17 protein-coding genes are annotated in these 18801 nt (G+C 67.5%); all 17 read left to right on the plus strand.

Going from position 1 to position 18801, the window contains the following annotated elements; translation table 11 throughout:
- Window positions 1-36 precede the first annotated feature (36 nt).
- The 17 genes from tssC (at window position 37) to VHA82_RS08525 (ending at window position 18799) form a co-directional block, all read left to right on the plus strand.
- Window positions 37-1521: a type VI secretion system contractile sheath large subunit gene (tssC, locus tag VHA82_RS08445; protein ID WP_325542439.1), complete on the plus strand. Its 1485-nt coding sequence runs from the start codon at window positions 37-39 to the stop codon at window positions 1519-1521.
- Between the two features lie 64 nt (window positions 1522-1585).
- On the plus strand, window positions 1586-2068 hold the full coding sequence (locus VHA82_RS08450; RefSeq protein WP_325542441.1) for a type VI secretion system tube protein Hcp: 483 nt from the start codon (window positions 1586-1588) through the stop codon (window positions 2066-2068).
- 79 nt (window positions 2069-2147) lie between these two features.
- Window positions 2148-2606 carry a type VI secretion system baseplate subunit TssE gene (tssE, locus tag VHA82_RS08455; RefSeq protein ID WP_325542443.1) on the plus strand — a complete coding sequence of 153 codons (459 nt, stop codon included), beginning with the start codon at window positions 2148-2150 and terminating at the stop codon, window positions 2604-2606.
- A gap of 2 nt (window positions 2607-2608) precedes the next feature.
- A complete protein-coding gene (gene tssF / locus VHA82_RS08460) occupies window positions 2609-4372 on the plus strand; it encodes a type VI secretion system baseplate subunit TssF (RefSeq protein WP_325542445.1) in 1764 nt (587 codons plus the stop codon).
- Window positions 4336-5358 carry a type VI secretion system baseplate subunit TssG gene (gene tssG / locus VHA82_RS08465; protein WP_325542447.1) on the plus strand — a complete coding sequence of 341 codons (1023 nt, stop codon included), beginning with the start codon at window positions 4336-4338 and terminating at the stop codon, window positions 5356-5358. The genes tssF and tssG overlap by 37 nt, the downstream gene beginning before the upstream one ends.
- Window positions 5359-5370: 12 nt before the next feature.
- Window positions 5371-8076, plus strand: a complete 2706-nt coding sequence (gene tssH, locus VHA82_RS08470; protein ID WP_325542449.1) for a type VI secretion system ATPase TssH — start codon at window positions 5371-5373, stop codon at window positions 8074-8076.
- 2 nt (window positions 8077-8078) lie between these two features.
- On the plus strand, window positions 8079-10100 hold the full coding sequence (locus VHA82_RS08475; RefSeq protein WP_325542451.1) for a type VI secretion system Vgr family protein: 2022 nt from the start codon (window positions 8079-8081) through the stop codon (window positions 10098-10100).
- A gap of 68 nt (window positions 10101-10168) precedes the next feature.
- On the plus strand, window positions 10169-10891 hold the full coding sequence (locus VHA82_RS08480) for a toxin-antitoxin system YwqK family antitoxin (RefSeq protein WP_325542453.1): 723 nt from the start codon (window positions 10169-10171) through the stop codon (window positions 10889-10891).
- 4 nt (window positions 10892-10895) lie between these two features.
- Window positions 10896-11282, plus strand: coding sequence for a DUF4280 domain-containing protein (locus tag VHA82_RS08485; protein WP_325542455.1), 387 nt, complete (start codon window positions 10896-10898; stop codon window positions 11280-11282).
- The gene (locus tag VHA82_RS08490; RefSeq protein ID WP_325542457.1) at window positions 11282-11593 is read left to right on the plus strand and encodes a hypothetical protein; all 312 of its coding nucleotides are present in this window, start codon (window positions 11282-11284) and stop codon (window positions 11591-11593) included. Before VHA82_RS08485 ends, VHA82_RS08490 begins: the two co-directional genes overlap by 1 nt.
- 13 nt (window positions 11594-11606) lie before the next feature.
- Window positions 11607-12560 (plus strand): ABC transporter substrate-binding protein, encoded by a 954-nt coding sequence (locus tag VHA82_RS08495; RefSeq protein WP_325542459.1) that lies wholly within the window; start codon window positions 11607-11609, stop codon window positions 12558-12560.
- A gap of 14 nt (window positions 12561-12574) precedes the next feature.
- Window positions 12575-13849: a dicarboxylate/amino acid:cation symporter gene (locus tag VHA82_RS08500; RefSeq protein WP_325542461.1), complete on the plus strand. Its 1275-nt coding sequence runs from the start codon at window positions 12575-12577 to the stop codon at window positions 13847-13849.
- Window positions 13850-13866: 17 nt separating this feature from the next.
- Window positions 13867-14574, plus strand: coding sequence for an aspartate/glutamate racemase family protein (locus VHA82_RS08505; protein ID WP_325542463.1), 708 nt, complete (start codon window positions 13867-13869; stop codon window positions 14572-14574).
- Window positions 14562-16043 (plus strand): dicarboxylate/amino acid:cation symporter, encoded by a 1482-nt coding sequence (locus VHA82_RS08510; protein WP_325542465.1) that lies wholly within the window; start codon window positions 14562-14564, stop codon window positions 16041-16043. Before VHA82_RS08505 ends, VHA82_RS08510 begins: the two co-directional genes overlap by 13 nt.
- Window positions 16040-16561 carry a hypothetical protein gene (locus tag VHA82_RS08515; RefSeq protein WP_325542467.1) on the plus strand — a complete coding sequence of 174 codons (522 nt, stop codon included), beginning with the start codon at window positions 16040-16042 and terminating at the stop codon, window positions 16559-16561. The genes VHA82_RS08510 and VHA82_RS08515 overlap by 4 nt, the downstream gene beginning before the upstream one ends.
- Window positions 16562-16592: 31 nt before the next feature.
- On the plus strand, window positions 16593-17927 hold the full coding sequence (tssK, locus tag VHA82_RS08520; protein WP_325542469.1) for a type VI secretion system baseplate subunit TssK: 1335 nt from the start codon (window positions 16593-16595) through the stop codon (window positions 17925-17927).
- Window positions 17928-18034: 107 nt separating this feature from the next.
- Window positions 18035-18799: a DotU family type IV/VI secretion system protein gene (locus VHA82_RS08525; protein ID WP_325542471.1), complete on the plus strand. Its 765-nt coding sequence runs from the start codon at window positions 18035-18037 to the stop codon at window positions 18797-18799.
- Window positions 18800-18801: the final 2 nt, after the last annotated feature.

Raw genomic sequence — 18801 nt, forward strand, 5'->3', positions numbered from 1 at the left:
AGCGAAGTCAACGTAAACGTACACAGGTGAACCGAAATGGCTGAGACCCAAGCAGAAGGCGGCGCAGGCAGCGCTTCCGCCGAATTGACGCTCCTGGACAAGATCGTTCAGGAAGGCCACATGGCCGTCGAGCCCTCGCAAGGCCCCTACGCGAAAAAGCTGATCGGGCAGTTCGCGTCGCAGATCCTCGACGAAGGCATGAAAGCCGCGCCCGACAAGGGCGTGGTCGCGATGATCAACGAACGCGTGGCCGAGATCGACAAGCTCCTGTCGGACCAGCTGAACGCGATCATGCACGAGCCCGCCTTCCAGCAGCTCGAAGCGAGCTGGCGCGGCCTGCACGACATGGTGTATGGCACCGAGACCGGTCCGCGCCTGAAGCTGCGCCTCCTGAACGTCACGAAGAAGGAACTGCTGAAGGACCTCGAGTCCGCCGTCGACCATGACATGAGCGTGCTCTTCAAGAAGGTCTACGAAGAAGAATACGGCACCTTCGGCGGCAATCCGTATTCGCTTCTGATCGGCGACTATTTCTTCGGCCGGCATCCCCAGGACATGGCGCTGCTCGAGCGCCTCTCCAAGGTCGCCGCCGCCGCGCATGCGCCTTTCATCGCGGCCGCCGCTCCGACGCTCTTCGACATGAAGTCGTTCACCGAGCTCGGCGTGCCGCGCGACCTCTCCAAGATCTTCGAGAGCGCCGAGCTCGCCACGTGGCGCGGTTTCCGCGAGTCGGAGGATTCGCGCTACGTGTCGCTGGTGCTGCCGTCGTACGCGGCGCGCCTGCCGTACGGCGCGAAGACGATCCCCGTGGATAACTTCAACTTCGAGGAAGACACGGACGGCAAGGACCACAGCAAGTACCTCTGGGCCAATTCGGCCTACCAGCTCGGCCTGCGCATCACGGATGCGTTCGCCAAGTATGGGTGGACCACCGCGATCCGCGGCGTGGAAGGCGGCGGCCGGGTCGACGGCATGACCGCGCACGCCTACAAGACGGACGAGGGCGACGTCGTGCTCAAGTGCCCGACCGAAGTGACGATCACCGACCGGCGCGAGAAGGAACTGAACGATCTCGGCTTCATCGCCATCGTCAACTCCAAGGGGTCCAACTTCGCGGCGTTCTTCGGCGGCCAGACGGTGCAGAAGCCCAAGCTGTACAACAAGGACTCGGCCAACGCCAATGCGTCGCTGTCGGCGCGCCTGCCGTACGTGCTCGCGGCCTCGCGCTTTGCGCACTACATCAAGGTGATCATGCGCGACAAGGTGGGCAGCTTCCAGACGCGTGGGGAGGTCGAGACCTTCCTGAACAACTGGATCGCCGACTACGTGCTCATCAACGATTCGGCTCCGCAGGAAACCAAGGCCCGCTTTCCTCTGGGCGAAGCGCGCGTGGACGTGACCGAAGTACCGGGCAAGCCCGGCGCCTACCAGGCCACGTGCTTCCTGAAACCGCACTTCCAGATGGAAGAGCTCACGGCGTCCATCCGCCTCGTGGCCGAACTGCCGCCGCCCGCGGCCTGATGGCACGAACGACCGAACTCACCAATCGCAACCCATTACGTCATCACGTAGCTAGAGGTCACCCATGGACGTACTCCTTCTCGAAATCAAGGATCTGAAGGGCAACTGCACCATCACCGGGCACGAGAACCAGATCATCCTCAACACATTCCAGCACAGCTGCGCACTGCCGATGTCGATGGACGCCGCCAACACCGAACGCACGTCCGGCCGGCCGGTGTTCAGCGAAATGGTGGTCTCCAAGATGACCGACCAGGCAACGCCGGCGCTGTACCAGGCCTGCGCGGAAGGCAAGAAGCTCGGCGACGCGACGATCCACATCGGCCGCAACGAAGGCGGCGCCTTCATGTCGCTCATGAAGTACACGCTTTCCAATGCGATGGTCTCCAACATCAGCACGGGCGGCGGCGGCGGCATTCCGTCGGACTCGTTCTCGATCAACTACACGCAGATCAAGAGCGAATTCACGCAGCAGAACGCCGACTCCACCAAGAAGGGCACGGCGGCATTCGGCTGGAACATCGAGACCAACAAGGCCGCGACTTAAAGGCACGCACGTATGCGAATCCGCGCAGGATTCAACTTTCTTGCGGGAGGTCGCAAGCCGCGGCGGAGGTAGTTGACACATGTCGGAGCTCGTTCGCGGCTCTTCGGTGCCCCTGTTCGACCGGCTCGCCTCGCAAGAGGCTCCCGGTGGGATCGGGGCCTTTCTCTTGTTGCCGCGCGAGCTCGAAGCGTCCATCGCACGCGAGCTCGCGCGCCTGTTCAACACGCGTTCGCGGCTCGCGATGTCGGAGTTCGCAAGCTCCAGCGGCACCGTGATCGACTACGGCATCCCCGACTTTTCGTCGCTGTCGCCCAAAAGCGGCCCCGACCGCGAGATGCTCGAAATGGCGCTCGCGCAGTCGGTCTCATTCTTCGAGCCTCGCCTCGCGAACGTGAAGGTCAGGGTGAATCCCGTGCCCGAACGCGGCGACGTGGCCGCCGTCACCGTGAGCGGCGACGTGAGCATCGGCTTGCAGCAGCAGCGCGTGAGTTTCGCCCTCAACCTGAATCCGTCGCAAGACGTCGCACGAGCGCCCTGACCGTGGCCGAAGCCATCCACAACGACCTGCTGGAATACTACAAGCGCGAGCTCACCTATCTGCGCACGCAGGGAACCCACTTCGCGGGGCGCTACCCGAAGGTCGCGGCCCGGCTCGCGCTGCAGGGCTCCGAGTCGCTCGATCCGCACACCGAGCGCCTCGTGGAGTCGGTGGCGTTTCTCGCGGCGCGCGTGCATCGGGACCTCGACCGCGAGTTTCCCCAGGTGGCCTCGGCGCTCCTGGACAACCTCTGCCCGACGCTCACGCAGCCCGTCCCCTCGATGACGATCGCGGAGTTCGGGCTCGATCCGACGCAGGGGAAGGTGACTTCCGGGCTGAAGATACCGCGGCACACGATCGTCTATGCGGCCACGCCCGAGGGGAATCAGTGCCGCTTCCGAACCGCGTGGGAGACGGTGCTGTGGCCCATCACCCTCGCGCACGCGAGCCTCGGGGGCGACGCGACGGTGCGGCTCGTGCTCGAATGCGCGAGCGACACCGACTTCTCCGAGCTCGAGACCGATGCGCTTCGATTCCACGTGCACGGCGACTGGATGGCGGCGATGCCGGCCTACGAGCTGCTCGCATCGGCCGTGACGCAGGTATCGGTGATGCCCGAAGGCGAGCATGCCCGGATGCTGCCCCCCGGCTCCTGGCGCGAACTCGGCTACGCCGAAGGCGAAGAGGTGATCGCGGCTCCCGCGCACACGCAGCCCGCGTACGTCTTGCTGCAGGAGTATTTCGCCTTCCCGCGCAAGTTCCATTTCTTCGAGCTCGCCAACCTGCGCGGGCGGCTTGGCAGCGGTCGGCGCTGCGAGGTGATCCTGCAGCTCGACCGCGCGCCGCGCGCCGTGCGCGGGCTCAATGCGGACAACCTGCGTCTCGGCTGCACGCCGCTCGTCAATCTCTTTCCTCGCACGAGCGAGCCGATCCTCGTGGATCACCGCCACTACGAATACCTGCTCGCGGCCGACCGCCAGCGCGGCGCGTCGACCGAAGTGCATTCGGTGCTGCAGGTGATGGCGTCCGATCCGGCGGCCGAGCGACCCGTGATCGTGCCGAATTTCGCGGGCCTCGGCCACGTCGAATCGGACGAGCAAACCACCTTCTGGTCGATGCGCCGTGAGCAAAGCCTGAGGCCCGACATCACCGGGACGGACGTCTTCATCGCCTTCGTCGACCGCGCGAACGCGCTGAAGACGCCTTCGGAGCCGGTGATCTACGCGAATCTCCTGTGCACCAACCGGCGGCTGGCCGAGCAGGTGCCGCTCGGTGCGCGCATGGTGATGGAAGGCGCTTCGCAGAGCACGCACGTGCGATGCCTCTACGAGCCGACGCCGCAGACCGATCCGCCGCTTGGCAGCGAGACGCTCTGGCGGCTCGTGTCGCTGCTCACGCTCAATCACCAGTCGCTCGTGGAAGGCTCGGCCGGGCGTGAACAGCTGCAGGAGATGCTGCGCCTCTTCGCGTCGGACAGCCGGCGCGACCACGAGCAGATTCGCGGCATCCGCGAGCTGAGCGCGCGCAGCGTGACGGCGCGCATCGGCGCCGATGCGTGGCGCGGCTACAGTCGCGGCACCGAGGTGACGCTCGAATTCGAGGAGGATGCCTTCGTCGGCGGCTCGCCGCTGCTGCTTGCTGCGGTGCTGGCGCGGTTTTTCGCCATGTACACGTCGATCAATTCATTCGTGCGGCTGGCGGTGCGTCGCGGCGACGAGGTGTGGAAGCAATGGGAAGCGATGAGCGGGCGCCAGCCGATTCTCTGATCGCGCGGCTCATCGCGCGGCCGCAAGGGTTCAACCTGTTCCAGGCGATCAGCATTCTGGAGCGGACGAAGCCGCAGTCGCCGCGCGTGGGCCGTGGCTATCGCGAAGCCGAGGCCGTGCGGCTGTCGGCGCTCGTGTCGCTCGGCTTTCAGCCGAGCGACGTCGCGCAGGTCGCGGACGGCGCGGCCACGGGCGAGCACTACACACTCAAGACGCCGGTGATGTCGCTCGCCGGCGCCAACGGGCCGCTGCCGATGCCCTTCACCGAGCTGCTGCTCGAGCGCCGCGCGCAGCGCGACTTCGCGACGCAGGATTTCCTCGACATCTTCAATCACCGCTTCCTCGCGTTCTTCTATCGCGGGCGAAAGAAGCATCACGTCGGACTCAACTGGGATTCGCACGCGGCGTCCTCGCTCGCGACCTGCCTCGACCGGCTGAGCGCGCTCGGCCTCGCGACGGGCGCACGCAGTCCGCACGGTGAAACCGAGTGGCTGCGTCACGCGGGCCTGATGGGCGGTGCGCCCCGGTCGATGACGGGACTTGCCGCGCTGCTGTCGGACCGGTTCGGCCTGCCCGTGAAGGGAAGGCAGTTCCGCGGCGGCTGGCAGGGCCTCGACGCGGGCGAGTGGTCGCGGCTTGGCGCGCGCGGTGTTCATGCGCCGCGGCTTGGGCGCAACGCCGTTCTCGGACGCCGCGCCTGGCACCAGGGCGCGGGCGTGCAGCTCGAAATCGCGCAACTCACGCCCGCGCGGCTCGACGCCTTCCTGCCGAAGGGACGCGACCACGAGCTCGCGCACTGGCTCACGCAGCGCTACATGCAGCAGGACGTGCAGGTCGAGCTCGCGCTCACGCCCCAGCGGCCCGATGCGATGCGCGCCCAGCTCGCGCGCGGCGCGCGCCTCGGCTGGACCTCCTGGCTCGCCCCCGGCGCGCATACCACCGAATTGCCTGCCGCGCGCGTGAAGCTCGGCGCGGCGACCGCATAAGGACGGCGACGCATGGAAATCGACATCCGCACCCTGCTCGGACGGCTCAACCCCGAGTGCAAGAAGGCGCTCAACGCCGCCGCCGAGCTGTGCGTGCAGCAGACCCACTACAACGTGGAAGTGGAGCACCTGCTGTTTCGCCTCTGCGAGGCGCCCGCGCCCGACCTGTCGCTCATCTTCGGCCAGTACGAGGTGAAGGGCGACGACGTGCTGAAGCAGCTGCAGCAGGCGATGGACCGCTTCAAGCGCGGCAACGGACGCACGCCGTCGTTTTCGCCGAACCTCGGCCCGCTCCTGCAGGAGGCGTGGCTGCTCTCCTCGATGCTGCTGGGGGAGCAGCAGGTGCGCTCGGGCACGGTGATGCTCGCGCTGCTGGAAGTCGACAGCCTGCGGGGGCTGCTGCTGGAGTCGGCGCCGAGTCTTCTGAACATCCCGCGCGAGACCTTGCGCAAGCAACTGCCGGACGTGCTTGCGACGTCGCCGGAAGATGCGGGCGGCTCCGCGCGCGCTTCCTCACCGTCCGCCGCCTCGGCGAGCGGTGCGACTGCCGCGAAGCAGATGCCTTCGATGCGGCGCGGCGCGCTCAACACGCCCTCGCTCGATCAGTACACCGTCGATCTCACGCAGCTTGCGCGCGACGGGCAGATCGACCCGATCCGCGGGCGCGACGCGGAAATCCGCCAGATCGTCGACGTGCTGCTGCGCCGCCGCCAGAACAACCCCATCCTCACCGGCGAGGCGGGCGTGGGCAAGACGGCGGTGGTGGAGGGCTTCGCGTTGCGCGTGATCGCGGGGGACGTGCCGCAGCAGCTGCGCAACGTCTCGGTTCGCACGCTCGACCTTGCGCTCCTGCAGGCCGGCGCGGGCATCAAAGGCGAGTTCGAGAACCGGCTGAAGTCGGTGATCGCCGAAGTGAAAGCGTCAGCGACGCCGATCATCCTCTTCATCGACGAAGCGCATCAGCTGATCGGCGCGGGCGGCAGTGAAGGCCAGGGCGACGCGGCCAATCTGCTGAAGCCGGCGCTCGCGCGCGGCGAGTTGCGCACGATCGCGGCCACGACGTGGGCCGAGTACAAGAAGTACGTCGAACGCGACCCCGCGCTCGTGCGCCGCTTCCAGGTCGTGAAAGTGGAAGAGCCGAGCGAGGAAGTCGCAGTCGAGATGCTGCGCGGGATGGTGTCGACGCTGCAGAACCATCATGGCGTGGAGATCGTCGACGACGCGGTGCGCGATGCGGTGCGCCTGTCGCACCGCTACATCTCGGGGCGGCAGTTGCCGGACAAGGCGATCAGCGTGCTCGACACCGCCTGCGCGCGCGTCGCGATCGGCCAGAACGCGCTGCCGCTGGAAATCGAGGACGAGCGGCGCGAAATCGCCAACCTCGAAAACCAGCTTCGCATCCTGAAGCACGAAGCGGCCACCGGCCGCGACCATGCGCAGCAGATCGCGACGGTCACGCTCGAACTGAAGGAGCGCGAGGCGCATCACAAGCGCCTTTCGGACAAGCTCGACGAGGAAAAGCACGCGGTGGCCGAGATCGTGGCCTTGAGAAAGCGCATCGCGCAAAACGTCGCGGAAGGCACGACGAACGAGGACGACGCGGCGGACCTCGCGGCGACCTTGCAGCGCCTCGAAAAAGGGCTCGAGGCGCTGCAGGAAGACGAGCCGATGGTGCCCGTGTGCGTCGACTCCAACGTGGTCGCGCAGGTGATCTCCGGCTGGACCGGCGTCCCCGTGGGCAGGATGCTGGCCGACGAGCTGCACACCGTCCTGAACCTGAAGGACAAGCTTGCCGAGCGCGTCGTGGGACAGGACCCGGCGCTCGACGCCATCGCCAAGCGCGTGCGCACGTTCCGCGCCGACCTCGACGATCCCGGCAAGCCCGTGGGCGTCTTCATGCTGGTGGGGCCGAGCGGCGTCGGCAAGACCGAGACCGCTTATGCGCTCGCCGACCTGCTCTACGGCGGCGAGCGCAACATGGTCAGCGTCAACATGTCGGAATTCCAGGAGGCGCACAGCGTCTCCAACCTGAAGGGCGCGCCTCCGGGCTATGTGGGCTTCGGCCGCGGCGGCGTGCTCACCGAAGCCGTTCGCCGCCGTCCCTACAGCGTCGTGCTGCTGGACGAAATGGAGAAAGCCCACCCCGACGTGCTGGAACTCTTCTTCCAGGTCTTCGACAAAGGAACGATGGAAGACGGCGAAGGCACGCTCATCGACTTCAAGAACACGCTCATCCTGCTCACGTCCAACGCGGGGCAGGACGTCATCACCGAGGCGTGCGAAGCGGCCCGCAAGCCCGATGCGCAGGAGCTCGTCGCGCGCATGCGCCCGGCGCTCGTGAAGATGTTCTCGCCCGCCTTCCTCGGGCGGCTCGTGCTGGTGCCGTACTACCCGCTCGGCGACGAGCAGATTCGCTCGATCGTGGGCCTGAAGCTCGGCAAGCTCGCGCAGCGTTTCGCGCGCAATCACCGCGCCCAGTTCACGTGGGATGACGCGGTGACGCAGGCGATCACCGACCGCTGCACGGAAGTCGACTCGGGCGCGCGCAACATCGACCACATCCTCACGCAGACGGTGCTGCCCGAACTCTCGCGCCAGGTGCTGGAGCGCATCTCGATGTCGGACGCGTTCGGCTCGGTGCGCATGAAGCTGGATGCGGCCGGGCAGTTCGAGTTCGAATTCGGCGCACCCAAGCCGGGTGGACCGGGCGGAAACTGAAGATGACGACCACCCGCACCGGCTTCACGCAGGCGAGCGCCTTCATGGCGGTGACGACGCCCTTCGGCGCCGACAAGCTGATCCTGGACGCGCTGGAAGGCACGGAAGGCATTTCGCAGCCGTTTCGCTTTTCCCTGTCGATGCGCGGCGACGACACCTCGCTCGACCCGGCCACGATCGTCGGCCAGTCGGTGACGGTGACGCTCAAGCTCGGCACGGCCGACTCGCGCTACTTCAACGGCATCTGCTCGCGCTTCCTGCACATCGGAGGAGACCGCGAGTTCACGGCGTATTCGGCCGAAGTCGTGCCCAAACTGTGGCTTCTCACGCTGACGCGGGACCGCAAGATCTACCAGAACAAGAGCGTGTCGGACATCGTGAAGGCGGTGCTCGGCGACTTCGGCATCACGATCTCCGACAAGCTCACCGGCACCTACACGGCGCGCGAATACTGCGTGCAGCACGACGAGACGGCGTTCGAATTCATCTCGCGGCTGATGGAGGAAGAGGGCATCTTCTATTTCTTCACGTTCGCCGACGGCGCGCACACGATGGTGCTGGCCGACGCGACGAGCGCGCACACCGACTGCCCCGGCGCGGCCACGCTCACGTTCCATCCGAAGGCGAGCGTGCGCGAACGCATCGATCAGGTGCAGCGCTTCGAATTCGAAAGCCGGCTCGTCGCGCAGAAGTTCACGCTGAACGACTACGACTTCGAGCAGCCGAGCACCGCGCTGAAGGGCGAGAACGCGGGCACCGGGGGCAAGGGAACGCAGTACGAATATCCGGGCGGCAAGAAGGCCGTGGCCGATCACAACGCGAAGGCGAAGATTCGCGTGGAGGCGCAGCAGGTGCAGTCGGCCATCGCGCGCGGGCAGAGCTTTTGCTACGCGCTCACGGCGGGCACGAAGTTCACGCTGTCGGGCCATCCGCGCGCGGCGCTGAACGCGGCGCACGTCGTGCGGTCGGTCACGCACTCGGCGAGCAACGAGCATTACAGCAATGCCTTCGAGGCGTTCCCCGCGACCGTGCCGTTCAGGCCGCCGCGCATCACGCCGCGCCCGCGCGTGGCGGGCAGCCAGATCGCGACGGTCGTGGGCCCGAGCGGCGAGGAGATCTGGACCGACAAGCATGGGCGCATCAAGGTGCTCTTCGCGTGGGACACGCTCGGCAAGAAGGACGACACGGCCTCCTGCTGGGTGCGCGTGTCGCAGACCTGGGCCGGCCAGGGCTGGGGCGCGCTCTTCATCCCGCGCGTCGGGCAGGAAGTGGTGGTGAGCTACGTCGACGGCGACCCGGACCGCCCGCTCGTGACCGGCGCCGTCTACAACGCGGAGAAGACGCCGCCCGTCACGCTGCCCTCGAACTCGACCCAGAGCACGATCAAGACCCGTTCGTCGAAGCAGGGAAGCGCCGGCAACGAGATCCGCTTCGAGGACAAGAAGGATTCGGAGGAGCTCTACGTTCATGCGCAGAAGGACATGAAAGTGGAGATCGAGAACATGCTCACCACCACCGTGAAGGAAAGCCACGAGACGCACACGATCGAAAAGGGCAACCGCACGGTCGAGGTGAAGACCGGCACGGAGACGCACAACGTGAAGGGCACGCGCACGCTGGAGATCACGGGCAACGAGAGCCATACCAACAAGGCGGATTTCAAGCAGGAGGTGACGGGCAACTACGAGCTGAAGGTGACGGGCAACCTCACGATCGACGTCACGGGCTCGATCGTCTTCAAGGGCGCGAAGGACATGTCGATCAAGGCGGGCACGACGCTCGCCGCGGAGGCGGGCACCTCCTACACGGCCAAGGCCGGGACGGCGCTCACGAACCAGGCGGGCACCGCGCTCACGAACAAGGCCGGCACCGATCTGTCCAACGAGGGCCTCAACGTGAAGAACAAGGGCAGCGTCAACAGCGACGTGGAAGGCACGATGGTCAACGTCAAGGCTTCGGCGACGGGGACGGTCGACGGCGGCGGCATGCTCACCGTCAAGGGCGGGCTCGTGAAGATCAACTGAATGAAAGATCGCCACTCCACCACCGCGATGGACCGTCATTCCCGCGTAGGCGGCAATCCAGGGTCGACATGAGCACCGGCCCCCTCCCCGTCGCAGCTGCCGCCCCGGCCGGGCCGGACACCACCGTCGTCGAGCAGCACGACGACCAGGGCCGCCTCGCCATGCGCGCCGAAATGAAAGGCGGCGTGCTCGATGGCCGGCTCACGCAGTACGGGCCCGGCGGCAAGCCGACGCTCGATGCGGGTTATCACGGGGGCAAGCTCCACGGCGCGGTGCGCATGTTCGACGAAACGGGCCAGCTGGTGCAGGACGCGAACTACAAGGACGGCGTGCAGCACGGGATCACGCGCATCTACGCGCAGGGCCGGCTGCTCTCGGAGCAGCACTTCGCGACGGGCCAGCCCCATGGCGAGGCGGTGTTCTATTCGGACGCGGGGCTTCCGAGCTGCAAGATGCAGTTCAGGGCCGGCCAGATCGAAGGCGAGGCGCTTTTCTTCTCCGACGGCGACGTCGTGCGGCGCGCGCGCTACCGCAAAGGATTGCTCGAAGGGGAAAGCATCGACTACGATCGGGAAGGCACCAAAGTCCAGAGCGCGAACTACAAGGCCAACCAGCTGGATGGCTGGTTGCGCCGCTACTGGCCGAACGGCAAGGTCATGGAAGAACAGCAGTACCGCCAGGGCAAGCCCGCGGGTCGTCCGCGTCGCTACAACGCCCGGGGCGCCAAACAGGAAGAGTCGCACGGCGCAAGCCTGATGGAGCGGCTCGAAAAACTGGTGAGGGGATCGTAAGGCGATGGCCGTGTTCGTGACCACGGGGGCAACCTTGCAGTGCAGCTTCGGCGCGGCACCGGCCGTGCTGTCCGTGCTGCCGATGAATCGCGAGATGGCCGGCACGCCCGGGGCCAACATCATGGACCACGCGCCCTTCGTGAACATCCCGCCGTTCGGCACCTGCAACTCCATGTCGAACCCGATGGTGGCGGCCGCGACAGCCGCCGCGCTCGGCGCGTTCACGCCCATGCCCTGCATCCCCGTGACGAGCGCGCCGTGGATTCCAGGCTCCCCCACGGTGATGGTCGCCAACATGCCGGCCGTACAGAATTCGTGCAAATTGATGTGCAACTGGGGCGGTGTGATCCAGGTGATCGCGCCCAGCCAGTTCCAGACGATGGTGGCCTGATGCAGTACCAGGTACAGATGTCCACCCGGATGCTGGCGATCGCAGGCCTGTGCGTGTTCCTGCTGTGCGTGCTGCTCTTCCTGCTCGGAATCGAACTGGGCAAGCGGTTCGCCGAGACGGACGTGGCCGCGCCGTACGCGGTGCCGATGGCCGCCCCCACGGCGCCCGCCGCGCCCGCCGTACCCACCGCACCCGCCGCACCCACCTTTGCGGCGCCTTCGGTCACCGCGCCGTCCGTGACCGCTCCTTCCGTGACCGCCCCGTCGGTCGCCGGGCCCTCGGTGAGCGCCCCCGCAGTTTCAAAACCATAACTTGGGACCTTCGATGCGACACGATCCCTCCTTCTCTGGCCGAACCTGGATGCCCGGGCGCTGGCTGAAAGCCGCGGCGCTCGCGCTCGCCTTTGCTGTGTCGGGCGGGGTTCCCGATCCGGCCCTCGCACAGGCGGCCAAGCCGGGTGCGCCCGCCGCGCCCGCCGCTGCCGCCGCGCCCGCGGCCATGCCAGCCGCTGCGACATCGCTCGTGCGCGTGCCGGACGGGCGGCTGCTCGCGCCGGACATCGCGCGCATCGTGATGCGCGGCGAGCTGGTCGTGGCGATGCTCGGCGTGGACACGCCTCCTTTCTTCTACGAGAAGAAGGGCGAGCTGATGGGCCTGGAGGTGGACCTCGCCAAGTCCATCGCGAAGGAGCTGGGCGTGAACGTGCGGTTCAACCGCAACGCGAAGAGCTTCAACGGCGTGGTGGACACGGTGGCGCGAGGCGACGCCGACATCGGCGTGAGCAAGCTGTCGCGCACGCTCGCGCGCACGCAGGTGATCAGCTTTTCTCAGCCCTACCTCGTCATGAACCACGCGCTCATCCTGAACCGCGTGAAATTCGCGCAGTTCGCGCGCGACCGCGCGTTGCCCGAGGTGATCCGCGGCTTCAACGGCTCCATCGGCGTGATCGCGAAGTCGTCCTTCGAGGACTACGCGAAGCGCTACTTCCCGAACGCGAAGATCAAGACCTATCCGGACTGGCCGCTCGTGCTGAAGGCGCTGAAGCAGGGCGACGTGATCGGCGCCTACCGCGACGAGTTCGAGGTGAAGCGCATCCTGAAGGAAGACCCGACGGAGTCGCTCCTGCTGCGCACCGTGACCTTCAAGGACCTGGAGGACACGCTCGGCATCGCGGTGGGCATCGGTGACCCGGTGCTGCTGGCCTTCATCAACGAATTCCTCACGCAGCGCACCGACAAGCTCACGGTCAACAAGGTGCTCGGCGCGATCGAGAAGTAACGCAAGGAACGAACATGGACGCCAAAAAGCTCTACGCCCTCGTCTTGAATCCCTGGGTGATCCTGGGCTCCCTCGCCGGCGGCTTCGTGCTCGGCACGATGGCGCCGGAATTCGCCGTGCGCCTGGGCTTCATCGGCGACATCTACGTCGACCTGCTGAAGATGATCACGCTGCCCTTCATGGTGTCGGCCGTGATCTTCAGCCTGCAGCGCCTCTTTCGCGAAGGCGGCACCGGGCGGCTGCTCGGGCGGCTCGCGAGCGTCTTCGTCGCCTTTTCGGTGGCGGTCGCGATCGTCGGCGCGCTCACGCTGCTCATCCTGAGGCCGGGGGAGAACCTCTCGAAGGAAACGCGCGACACGTTCGGCCAGATCGTGGGCAACGACCTGAGCTCCAGCGACACGACGATGAACCTGCGCGGCCTGGACGAGCCGAAGAAGCAGGTGACCTTCACCGAGGTGCTCCTGAGCCTCGTGCCCGCCAACATCTTTTCCGCGCTCGCGACCGGCGACACGCTGAAGGCGCTCGTCTTCGCGCTTCTCTTCGGGCTGGCGGTGGGCCACGTGCCGTCGCGAATATCGGACGGCCTCACCTATTCGCTGGAGACCATCTACCACTCGTGCCAGACGCTCGTGCGATGGCTGAACTATCCGCTGCCGCTCGTGCTCTTTTGCATGAGCGCGGCGCAGCTCGGCAAGACCGGCATCGGCCCGCTGCAGGCGATGATCCAGTTCGTCGTGGCTTTCCTGATCGGCTCGCTGATCGTGCTGGTCGCCGCCGCGGCGATCATCTGGCGGCGCTCCAACAACTCGCTCGGCCAGACGCTCAATGCGCTGCGCGCGCCGTTCGCGATGGCGGTGGCGACCCGCAGCAGCGCCGTGTGCATGCCCGTCATGATCGAAAGCCTGGCCGACCGGCTCGGCTTCGCGCGGTCGCGCGTGGAACTGCTCGTGCCGCTCACCGTGTCGCTCCTGCGCGTGGGGCCGGTCATCTACTACGTGAGCGCGACGCTTTTCATCGCGCAACTCTACGAGCGCGTGCTCACGCCCGCGGACATCGTGCTCGTGCTCGGCGCGTCGGTGCTGGCCGGCTTCGCATCCGCCGGCATGACGGGGCTCGTGACGGTGTCGCTGGTGGGCATGACCTGCGCCTACCTCGGCCTGCCGTTCGAAGCCGCGTTCATCCTCTTCCTCGCGGTGGATCCGCTTTGCGACATCCTGCGCACGCTGGTGCTCGTCATCGGCAACACCGCGGCCGTGTCGCTGATCTGTCCGCGGCCCCTGAAGATCTGACGCGAGTCGAGGCCCCTATGTCGCGCATCGGCGTCTTCGGCGGAATGGGACCGGCGGCCACGGTCGACTTCATGGACAAGCTCGTGCGGCTCACGCCCGCGAAGCGCGACCAGGAGCACCTGCCGGTCGTGGTGGCGAGCTTCCCGCACGTGCACGACCGCTCGCGCGCGATCCTGGGCGTGGGGCCCGATCCGCTGCCGCAGCTCCTCGCGGGCATCGACTTCCTGAACGAAGCCATGGTCGGCGTGATCGCGATTCCCTGCAACTCGTCGCACCACTGGTACGCCCAGATGAGCGCGCGGGCGAAGGCGCCGATCCTGCACATCGCCGACGCCTGCGTCGCGGCGATCGCGGCGGGCACGGAAAAAGTCGCGATCTTCGCCACGCGCGGCGCGCTGGCTTCGGGCTTCTACCAGCGGGCGCTGCAAGCGCGCGGCCTCGGCTGGCTTGTGCCGCCCGAGGAAGGCGCGCAGGGCAACGTGGACGACTGCATCCGCTACGTCAAGGCCGGCGAGCTCGCGGAAGGCTCGGCAAGCCTCGACGAGGCGCTCAAGTGGGCGCGCTCGCAGCGCGCGGGCGCGGTGATCATGGGATGCACCGAGATCCCGATCGCGGCGCGGGAGGCGACGGTGCAGGGACTTCAGCTCGTGGACAGCTCGCTCGAACTCGCGCGGGCGACGGTGAACCACGCGCTCGAGCGGGGCTGGAACCAGTGGGATTCCTGAAGCGCCTGGCCGCGAGCCCGCCGGCGCTGCTCGCCTGCCTGATCGCAGGCGGGCTGCTCGGATATTTCTTCCCCGACACCGGAATGCGCGCCGCGGTGCTCGGCCAGCTCTATCTCGCCGTGGTGAGCATGGCGTCGCTGCCCCTGCTCGTGGTCGCGACGTTCTTCGGCCTGCGGCAGGTGCTCGCGTTGCCGCAGCCGGGCGCGCGCATCTTCATGATCGCCGCGACCGCGGTGCTGCTGGTGTCGCTGGCCGCGGTCGCGGGCACGCTCACGGGACTCCTCGCGGAGCCGGGCGGCGGGCTCGATTCCCACACGCGGGCCTATCTCGGGCAGATGGTGCAGCGCGCGGGCGGCGGCGCGGGCGACGTCGACGTCACGCTCGCGCCCCCGGCCGAGGCGCCGAAGGACGACGGCACGGCGGTGCTTTCGGACCTCGTGCCCGACAACTTCTTCCATGCGCTCACCGAGGGCCAGTCGCTCGGCATCCTCCTGTGCGCCATCTTCTTCGGGCTCGCCTTCGCGGCGCTCGGGCGAACGCGCAACGCGATGTTCACTTCCGTGATCGAGGCGGTGTACCGCGCGCTCGAGATCATCATCTCGCAGGTGAACCTGCTGATCCCGCTCGTGGTGTTCAGCCTGGCCGCGTATTTCGTGAGCCGCAGCGACGCGACCACCGTCGCCGCGATGGGCGGCTTTCTCGGCTGGTTCACGCTGGTGAGCCTGGGCGGCGCGCTCGCGGGCACGGCGCTCATCGCGCGGCAGTGCGAGGCGTCCGCGTGGCAGGTGATGCAGGCCCTGCAGGACCCGGCCATCATCGCGTTCACCTCCGGCAGCACGACGGCCAGCATCCCGAGCACGATCGACGCCATGAGCAACCGGCTCGGCTTCTCGCGCGGCATCGTGGAGCTCGTGACGCCGCTGGCCTCCGTCTTCATGCGCGCGGGCCCGGCGCTTTACTACTCGCTGCTCACCATCTTCGTGGCCAACCTGTACGGCCACACGCTCACGCCCCAGGAGCTCGCGATGGTCGCGGGCGGCTCGGTGCTCGCGGCGTTCGCCTCCAGCGGCAACAACGGCGCCGCGAGCATCGCGTACGCGGGCATGGTGCTCGGCATGCTGGAGCTGCCCGCCGAAGCGGCGATGGCGCTGTTCATCGCCATCGACATCCTCTGCGAGGGTCCGCGCAACCTGCTCACGCTCGTCTTCGGCTGCGTGCTGATGGCGCTCGTCTCGCATGGCCTGCCCTCCGAGCGCAAGGCTTCGGTCGCCGAGACCGCGACGGCGCCCGCGCTGCCCGTGCGCTTCGTCTTTACGCGTGCCGACCTCGCCGTGGGGGTCGCCTGCTCCCTCGCGGTGGCCGTGCTGCTGGTGGTGCTGGGCTTCGGCGTGGGCATGAAGCGCGGTGCCGCGGCGCAGCCCACGCTCCTCGGCCAGCCCGAGGCCGCCGCCTTGGAGAAACACGTTTGACATCGACCCGAAGAACAATCCTGCGTGGCGCGCTCGCCGGGGCGGCCGCGTCCCTCCTTGCCGGCTGCGGCGCGCTCGGCACGGCGAAGACCACGCTCGGCAAGGTCATGACCCTGGTGGGCCTGGGCGGCGTGCGCCTCTCGTGGACGGAAGTCGTGATCTCCGCGGCCGACAACGCCAATCAGAACACCGCCGCCGCCGTGGACGTGGTGCTGGTGCTGGAAGAATCGATGGTGGAGAAAGTGGCAGCCCTGCCGGCGCAGAAGTGGTTCCAGACGAAGCACGATCTCCTGCGCACCTATCCGGCGGCGCTCACGGTGCGCAGCTTCGAAGTCGCGCCGGGGCAGATCCTGCGCGTGCCGGGCGAGCGGTTCGGCACGCCCAACGTGATCGCGGTGTTCGTTTTTGCCGACTACCTGAGCCCCGGGGACCACCGAACGAAGGTGGAGCAGCTTTCCGGCGGGATAATGATCGACTTGGGAGCGCGCGAATTCACGGTCGCCGCGCTCCAGACCTGAGCGAGAGGACGCATGACGACGGAAGAAGCGCATGGCTAGGTCGCCGCAGGTTCCCGCGCGCATAGTCTGGCACGAGGGCATGCTGCTCGCGCCCCAGCATTTCCAGCAGGCCGAAGCCCGGGTCGATGCGCTCGTGGCGTGGCATACGCTCGCGGCCAATCCGTTCGGCTGGGGCGTGCGCCATCTGGAAATCGAAACCGCGCTGCTGGCCGGCCAGCGGTTCCGCGTCGCCGAGCTCGAAGCGGTGCTGCCGGACGGCACGGCCGTGCAATATTCCTCGCAAGACGCTTTTCATGGTTCCCTCGAACTCGACCTCGCCGCGCACGCGGCGCAGCTCGAAACCGGCCGGCCGCTCGACATCTGGCTCACCCTGCCGCGCGCGCGCAGCATGCGCGACCCCGGAGCGCCCGCGCGCTTTCGCACCTCGCATGCGGCCCCGGTGGAAGACGAGGTTTCCGAAGCCGCCGCCGCCGATGTTCCCCGCCTCGTGCCGAACCTGGGCTTGGCCGCGGGGCCGGTGCCCTCGGGCCTCTTCTCGCACCTGAGGCTCGGGGCCGTCTTTCGGGACAACGAGGTGATCAAGCCGGCGCCCGTGCTGCCGCCGCTGCTCGAAGTGACCAAACGCGGCGAATTCTGGGAGCGGGTCGCCTCCGTCGCGAGCCAGTTGCGCTCGAAGGCGGCGTTCCTCGCCAAGCAGACGGCCGTGCCCTCGTCCAAGCCCGAGGACCGGCTCGCCTACCTGGAGCACAAGGAGCGCCTGCGCAACCTGCTGGAGGGGCTCCCCGCGCTCGAAGCCGTGCAGCGCACGCCGCACCTGCATCCGTACGCGCTGTACCTCGCGCTGTCGGCGCTGCTCGGGCCGCTGTCGCTGCTGCGCCCGGGCGCGCTGCCGCCCGTGCCGCCGGTGTACGACCATGCCGATCCGCTCGCCACGTTCGAGCCGCTCCTGGCCGCCGTGGACGACGCGCTGGGCGAGGTGAGCCAGGAGTACCGCGAGATCAAGTTCGAGTTCAGGCACGGGGCGTTCGAACTCGTGCTGCAGCCGGAGTGGCTCACGCGCGAGCGGCTCGTGGTCGGCCTGCGCGGCCAGTCGGAAAAGGACCTGCTCGCCTGGATGGAAGGCGCGATCGTGGGCTCCCAGTCGGCTTACGCTTCGCTGCGCGAGCGGCGTGTGCTGGGCGCACAGCGCACGCACATCGACACCGCCGAGGAGCTCGGCGTGCGGGCGAGCACCGGTTACACGCTCTTCGCCATCCAGACGAGTCCTAGCTTGACCGTGGGCGGCGAGCCCCTGATCATCAGCAACACTGCCGAAAGCGCGCACGCGCAAAAGCCGCAGGAAGTAGTTTTGTTCGCCAAGGGCTAGAAGCGATGGCTCCCGGGTTTGCCGCAACGTGTACCGCGCCGGCCCCTCCGGGGGCATCCACCGCTTCGGTGCGGCCCGGCGGCGACTGAGGCAAGGAAGGGAATCACATGGCGCGCCAGGCCACCGAACGCAGCGACGACGAGCACCTGGTCAGGCAGTTTCGCGCTTTCTACGACGAAGTATCGCGGGCCCAGGCTCGCGCGATGGAACTGCGAGAGACCGACCCCGAGGCGGCGTCCGCCAGCCTCGAGCGGCACCTCGAGAACCTGATCGAGCTGCAGACGCTCGAATCCAAGCGCGAGGGCAGCCGCTTCGAGCTGGAAAGCATCGCCGACGCGCGCTACCTGAAGGCCGCGCTCGCCGACGAAATGCTGTTGAACTCCGACTGGATGGGACGCGACACGTGGACGTCGCACCTGCTGGAAGCTTCGCTCTTTCGCACGAGCGTCGCGGGCGACCGCGTCTTCGAGCGGATCGAGGAAATCCTCTCGCAGCGCGAACCCTCCAAGCGCGACATCGCGCGGTTTTATCTCTTCGCGCTCGCGCTCGGCTTCCAGGGGCGCTACCGGGGCATGGGCGAATCGGCGCGGCTCGCGGGTCTGCGCGAGGAACTCTTCCAGTTCATCTACCAGCGCCCGCCGGAGCTCACGCTGCGCGAACGCGTGCTGAGCGACCGCGCCTACCAGAGCACCCTCTCGCACATCGCGCCGCGCAAGCTGCCGACGCTCTCGCGCTGGACGGTCGGCTTCCTGCTGAGCCTGGTCGCGCTGCTCGCGATCTCCGAAATGCTCTGGGTGTGGCAGTCGTGGCCGGTGCGCCACGTGCTGAACACCGGCACGCTGTCGTCCACCGCCGACGCGCCGACCCGGTGAGC

Source organism: Ramlibacter sp., from assembly GCF_035548915.1.
Lineage (GTDB): Bacteria > Pseudomonadota > Gammaproteobacteria > Burkholderiales > Burkholderiaceae_C > Ramlibacter.

What these genes read in the sequence shown, in the direction of transcription:
- tssC (WP_325542439.1), top strand. Translation starts at nt 37, where the DNA reads ATGGCTGAGACCCAAGCAGAAGGCGGCGCAGGCAGCGCTTCCGCCGAA.
- VHA82_RS08450 (WP_325542441.1), top strand. Translation starts at nt 1,586, where the DNA reads ATGGACGTACTCCTTCTCGAAATCAAGGATCTGAAGGGCAACTGCACC.
- tssE (WP_325542443.1), top strand. Translation starts at nt 2,148, where the DNA reads ATGTCGGAGCTCGTTCGCGGCTCTTCGGTGCCCCTGTTCGACCGGCTC.
- tssG (WP_325542447.1), top strand. Translation starts at nt 4,336, where the DNA reads ATGGGAAGCGATGAGCGGGCGCCAGCCGATTCTCTGATCGCGCGGCTC.
- tssH (WP_325542449.1), top strand. Translation starts at nt 5,371, where the DNA reads ATGGAAATCGACATCCGCACCCTGCTCGGACGGCTCAACCCCGAGTGC.
- VHA82_RS08475 (WP_325542451.1), top strand. Translation starts at nt 8,079, where the DNA reads ATGACGACCACCCGCACCGGCTTCACGCAGGCGAGCGCCTTCATGGCG.
- VHA82_RS08480 (WP_325542453.1), top strand. Translation starts at nt 10,169, where the DNA reads ATGAGCACCGGCCCCCTCCCCGTCGCAGCTGCCGCCCCGGCCGGGCCG.
- VHA82_RS08485 (WP_325542455.1), top strand. Translation starts at nt 10,896, where the DNA reads ATGGCCGTGTTCGTGACCACGGGGGCAACCTTGCAGTGCAGCTTCGGC.
- VHA82_RS08490 (WP_325542457.1), top strand. Translation starts at nt 11,282, where the DNA reads ATGCAGTACCAGGTACAGATGTCCACCCGGATGCTGGCGATCGCAGGC.
- VHA82_RS08495 (WP_325542459.1), top strand. Translation starts at nt 11,607, where the DNA reads ATGCGACACGATCCCTCCTTCTCTGGCCGAACCTGGATGCCCGGGCGC.
- VHA82_RS08500 (WP_325542461.1), top strand. Translation starts at nt 12,575, where the DNA reads ATGGACGCCAAAAAGCTCTACGCCCTCGTCTTGAATCCCTGGGTGATC.
- VHA82_RS08505 (WP_325542463.1), top strand. Translation starts at nt 13,867, where the DNA reads ATGTCGCGCATCGGCGTCTTCGGCGGAATGGGACCGGCGGCCACGGTC.
- tssK (WP_325542469.1), top strand. Translation starts at nt 16,593, where the DNA reads ATGGCTAGGTCGCCGCAGGTTCCCGCGCGCATAGTCTGGCACGAGGGC.
- VHA82_RS08525 (WP_325542471.1), top strand. Translation starts at nt 18,035, where the DNA reads ATGGCGCGCCAGGCCACCGAACGCAGCGACGACGAGCACCTGGTCAGG.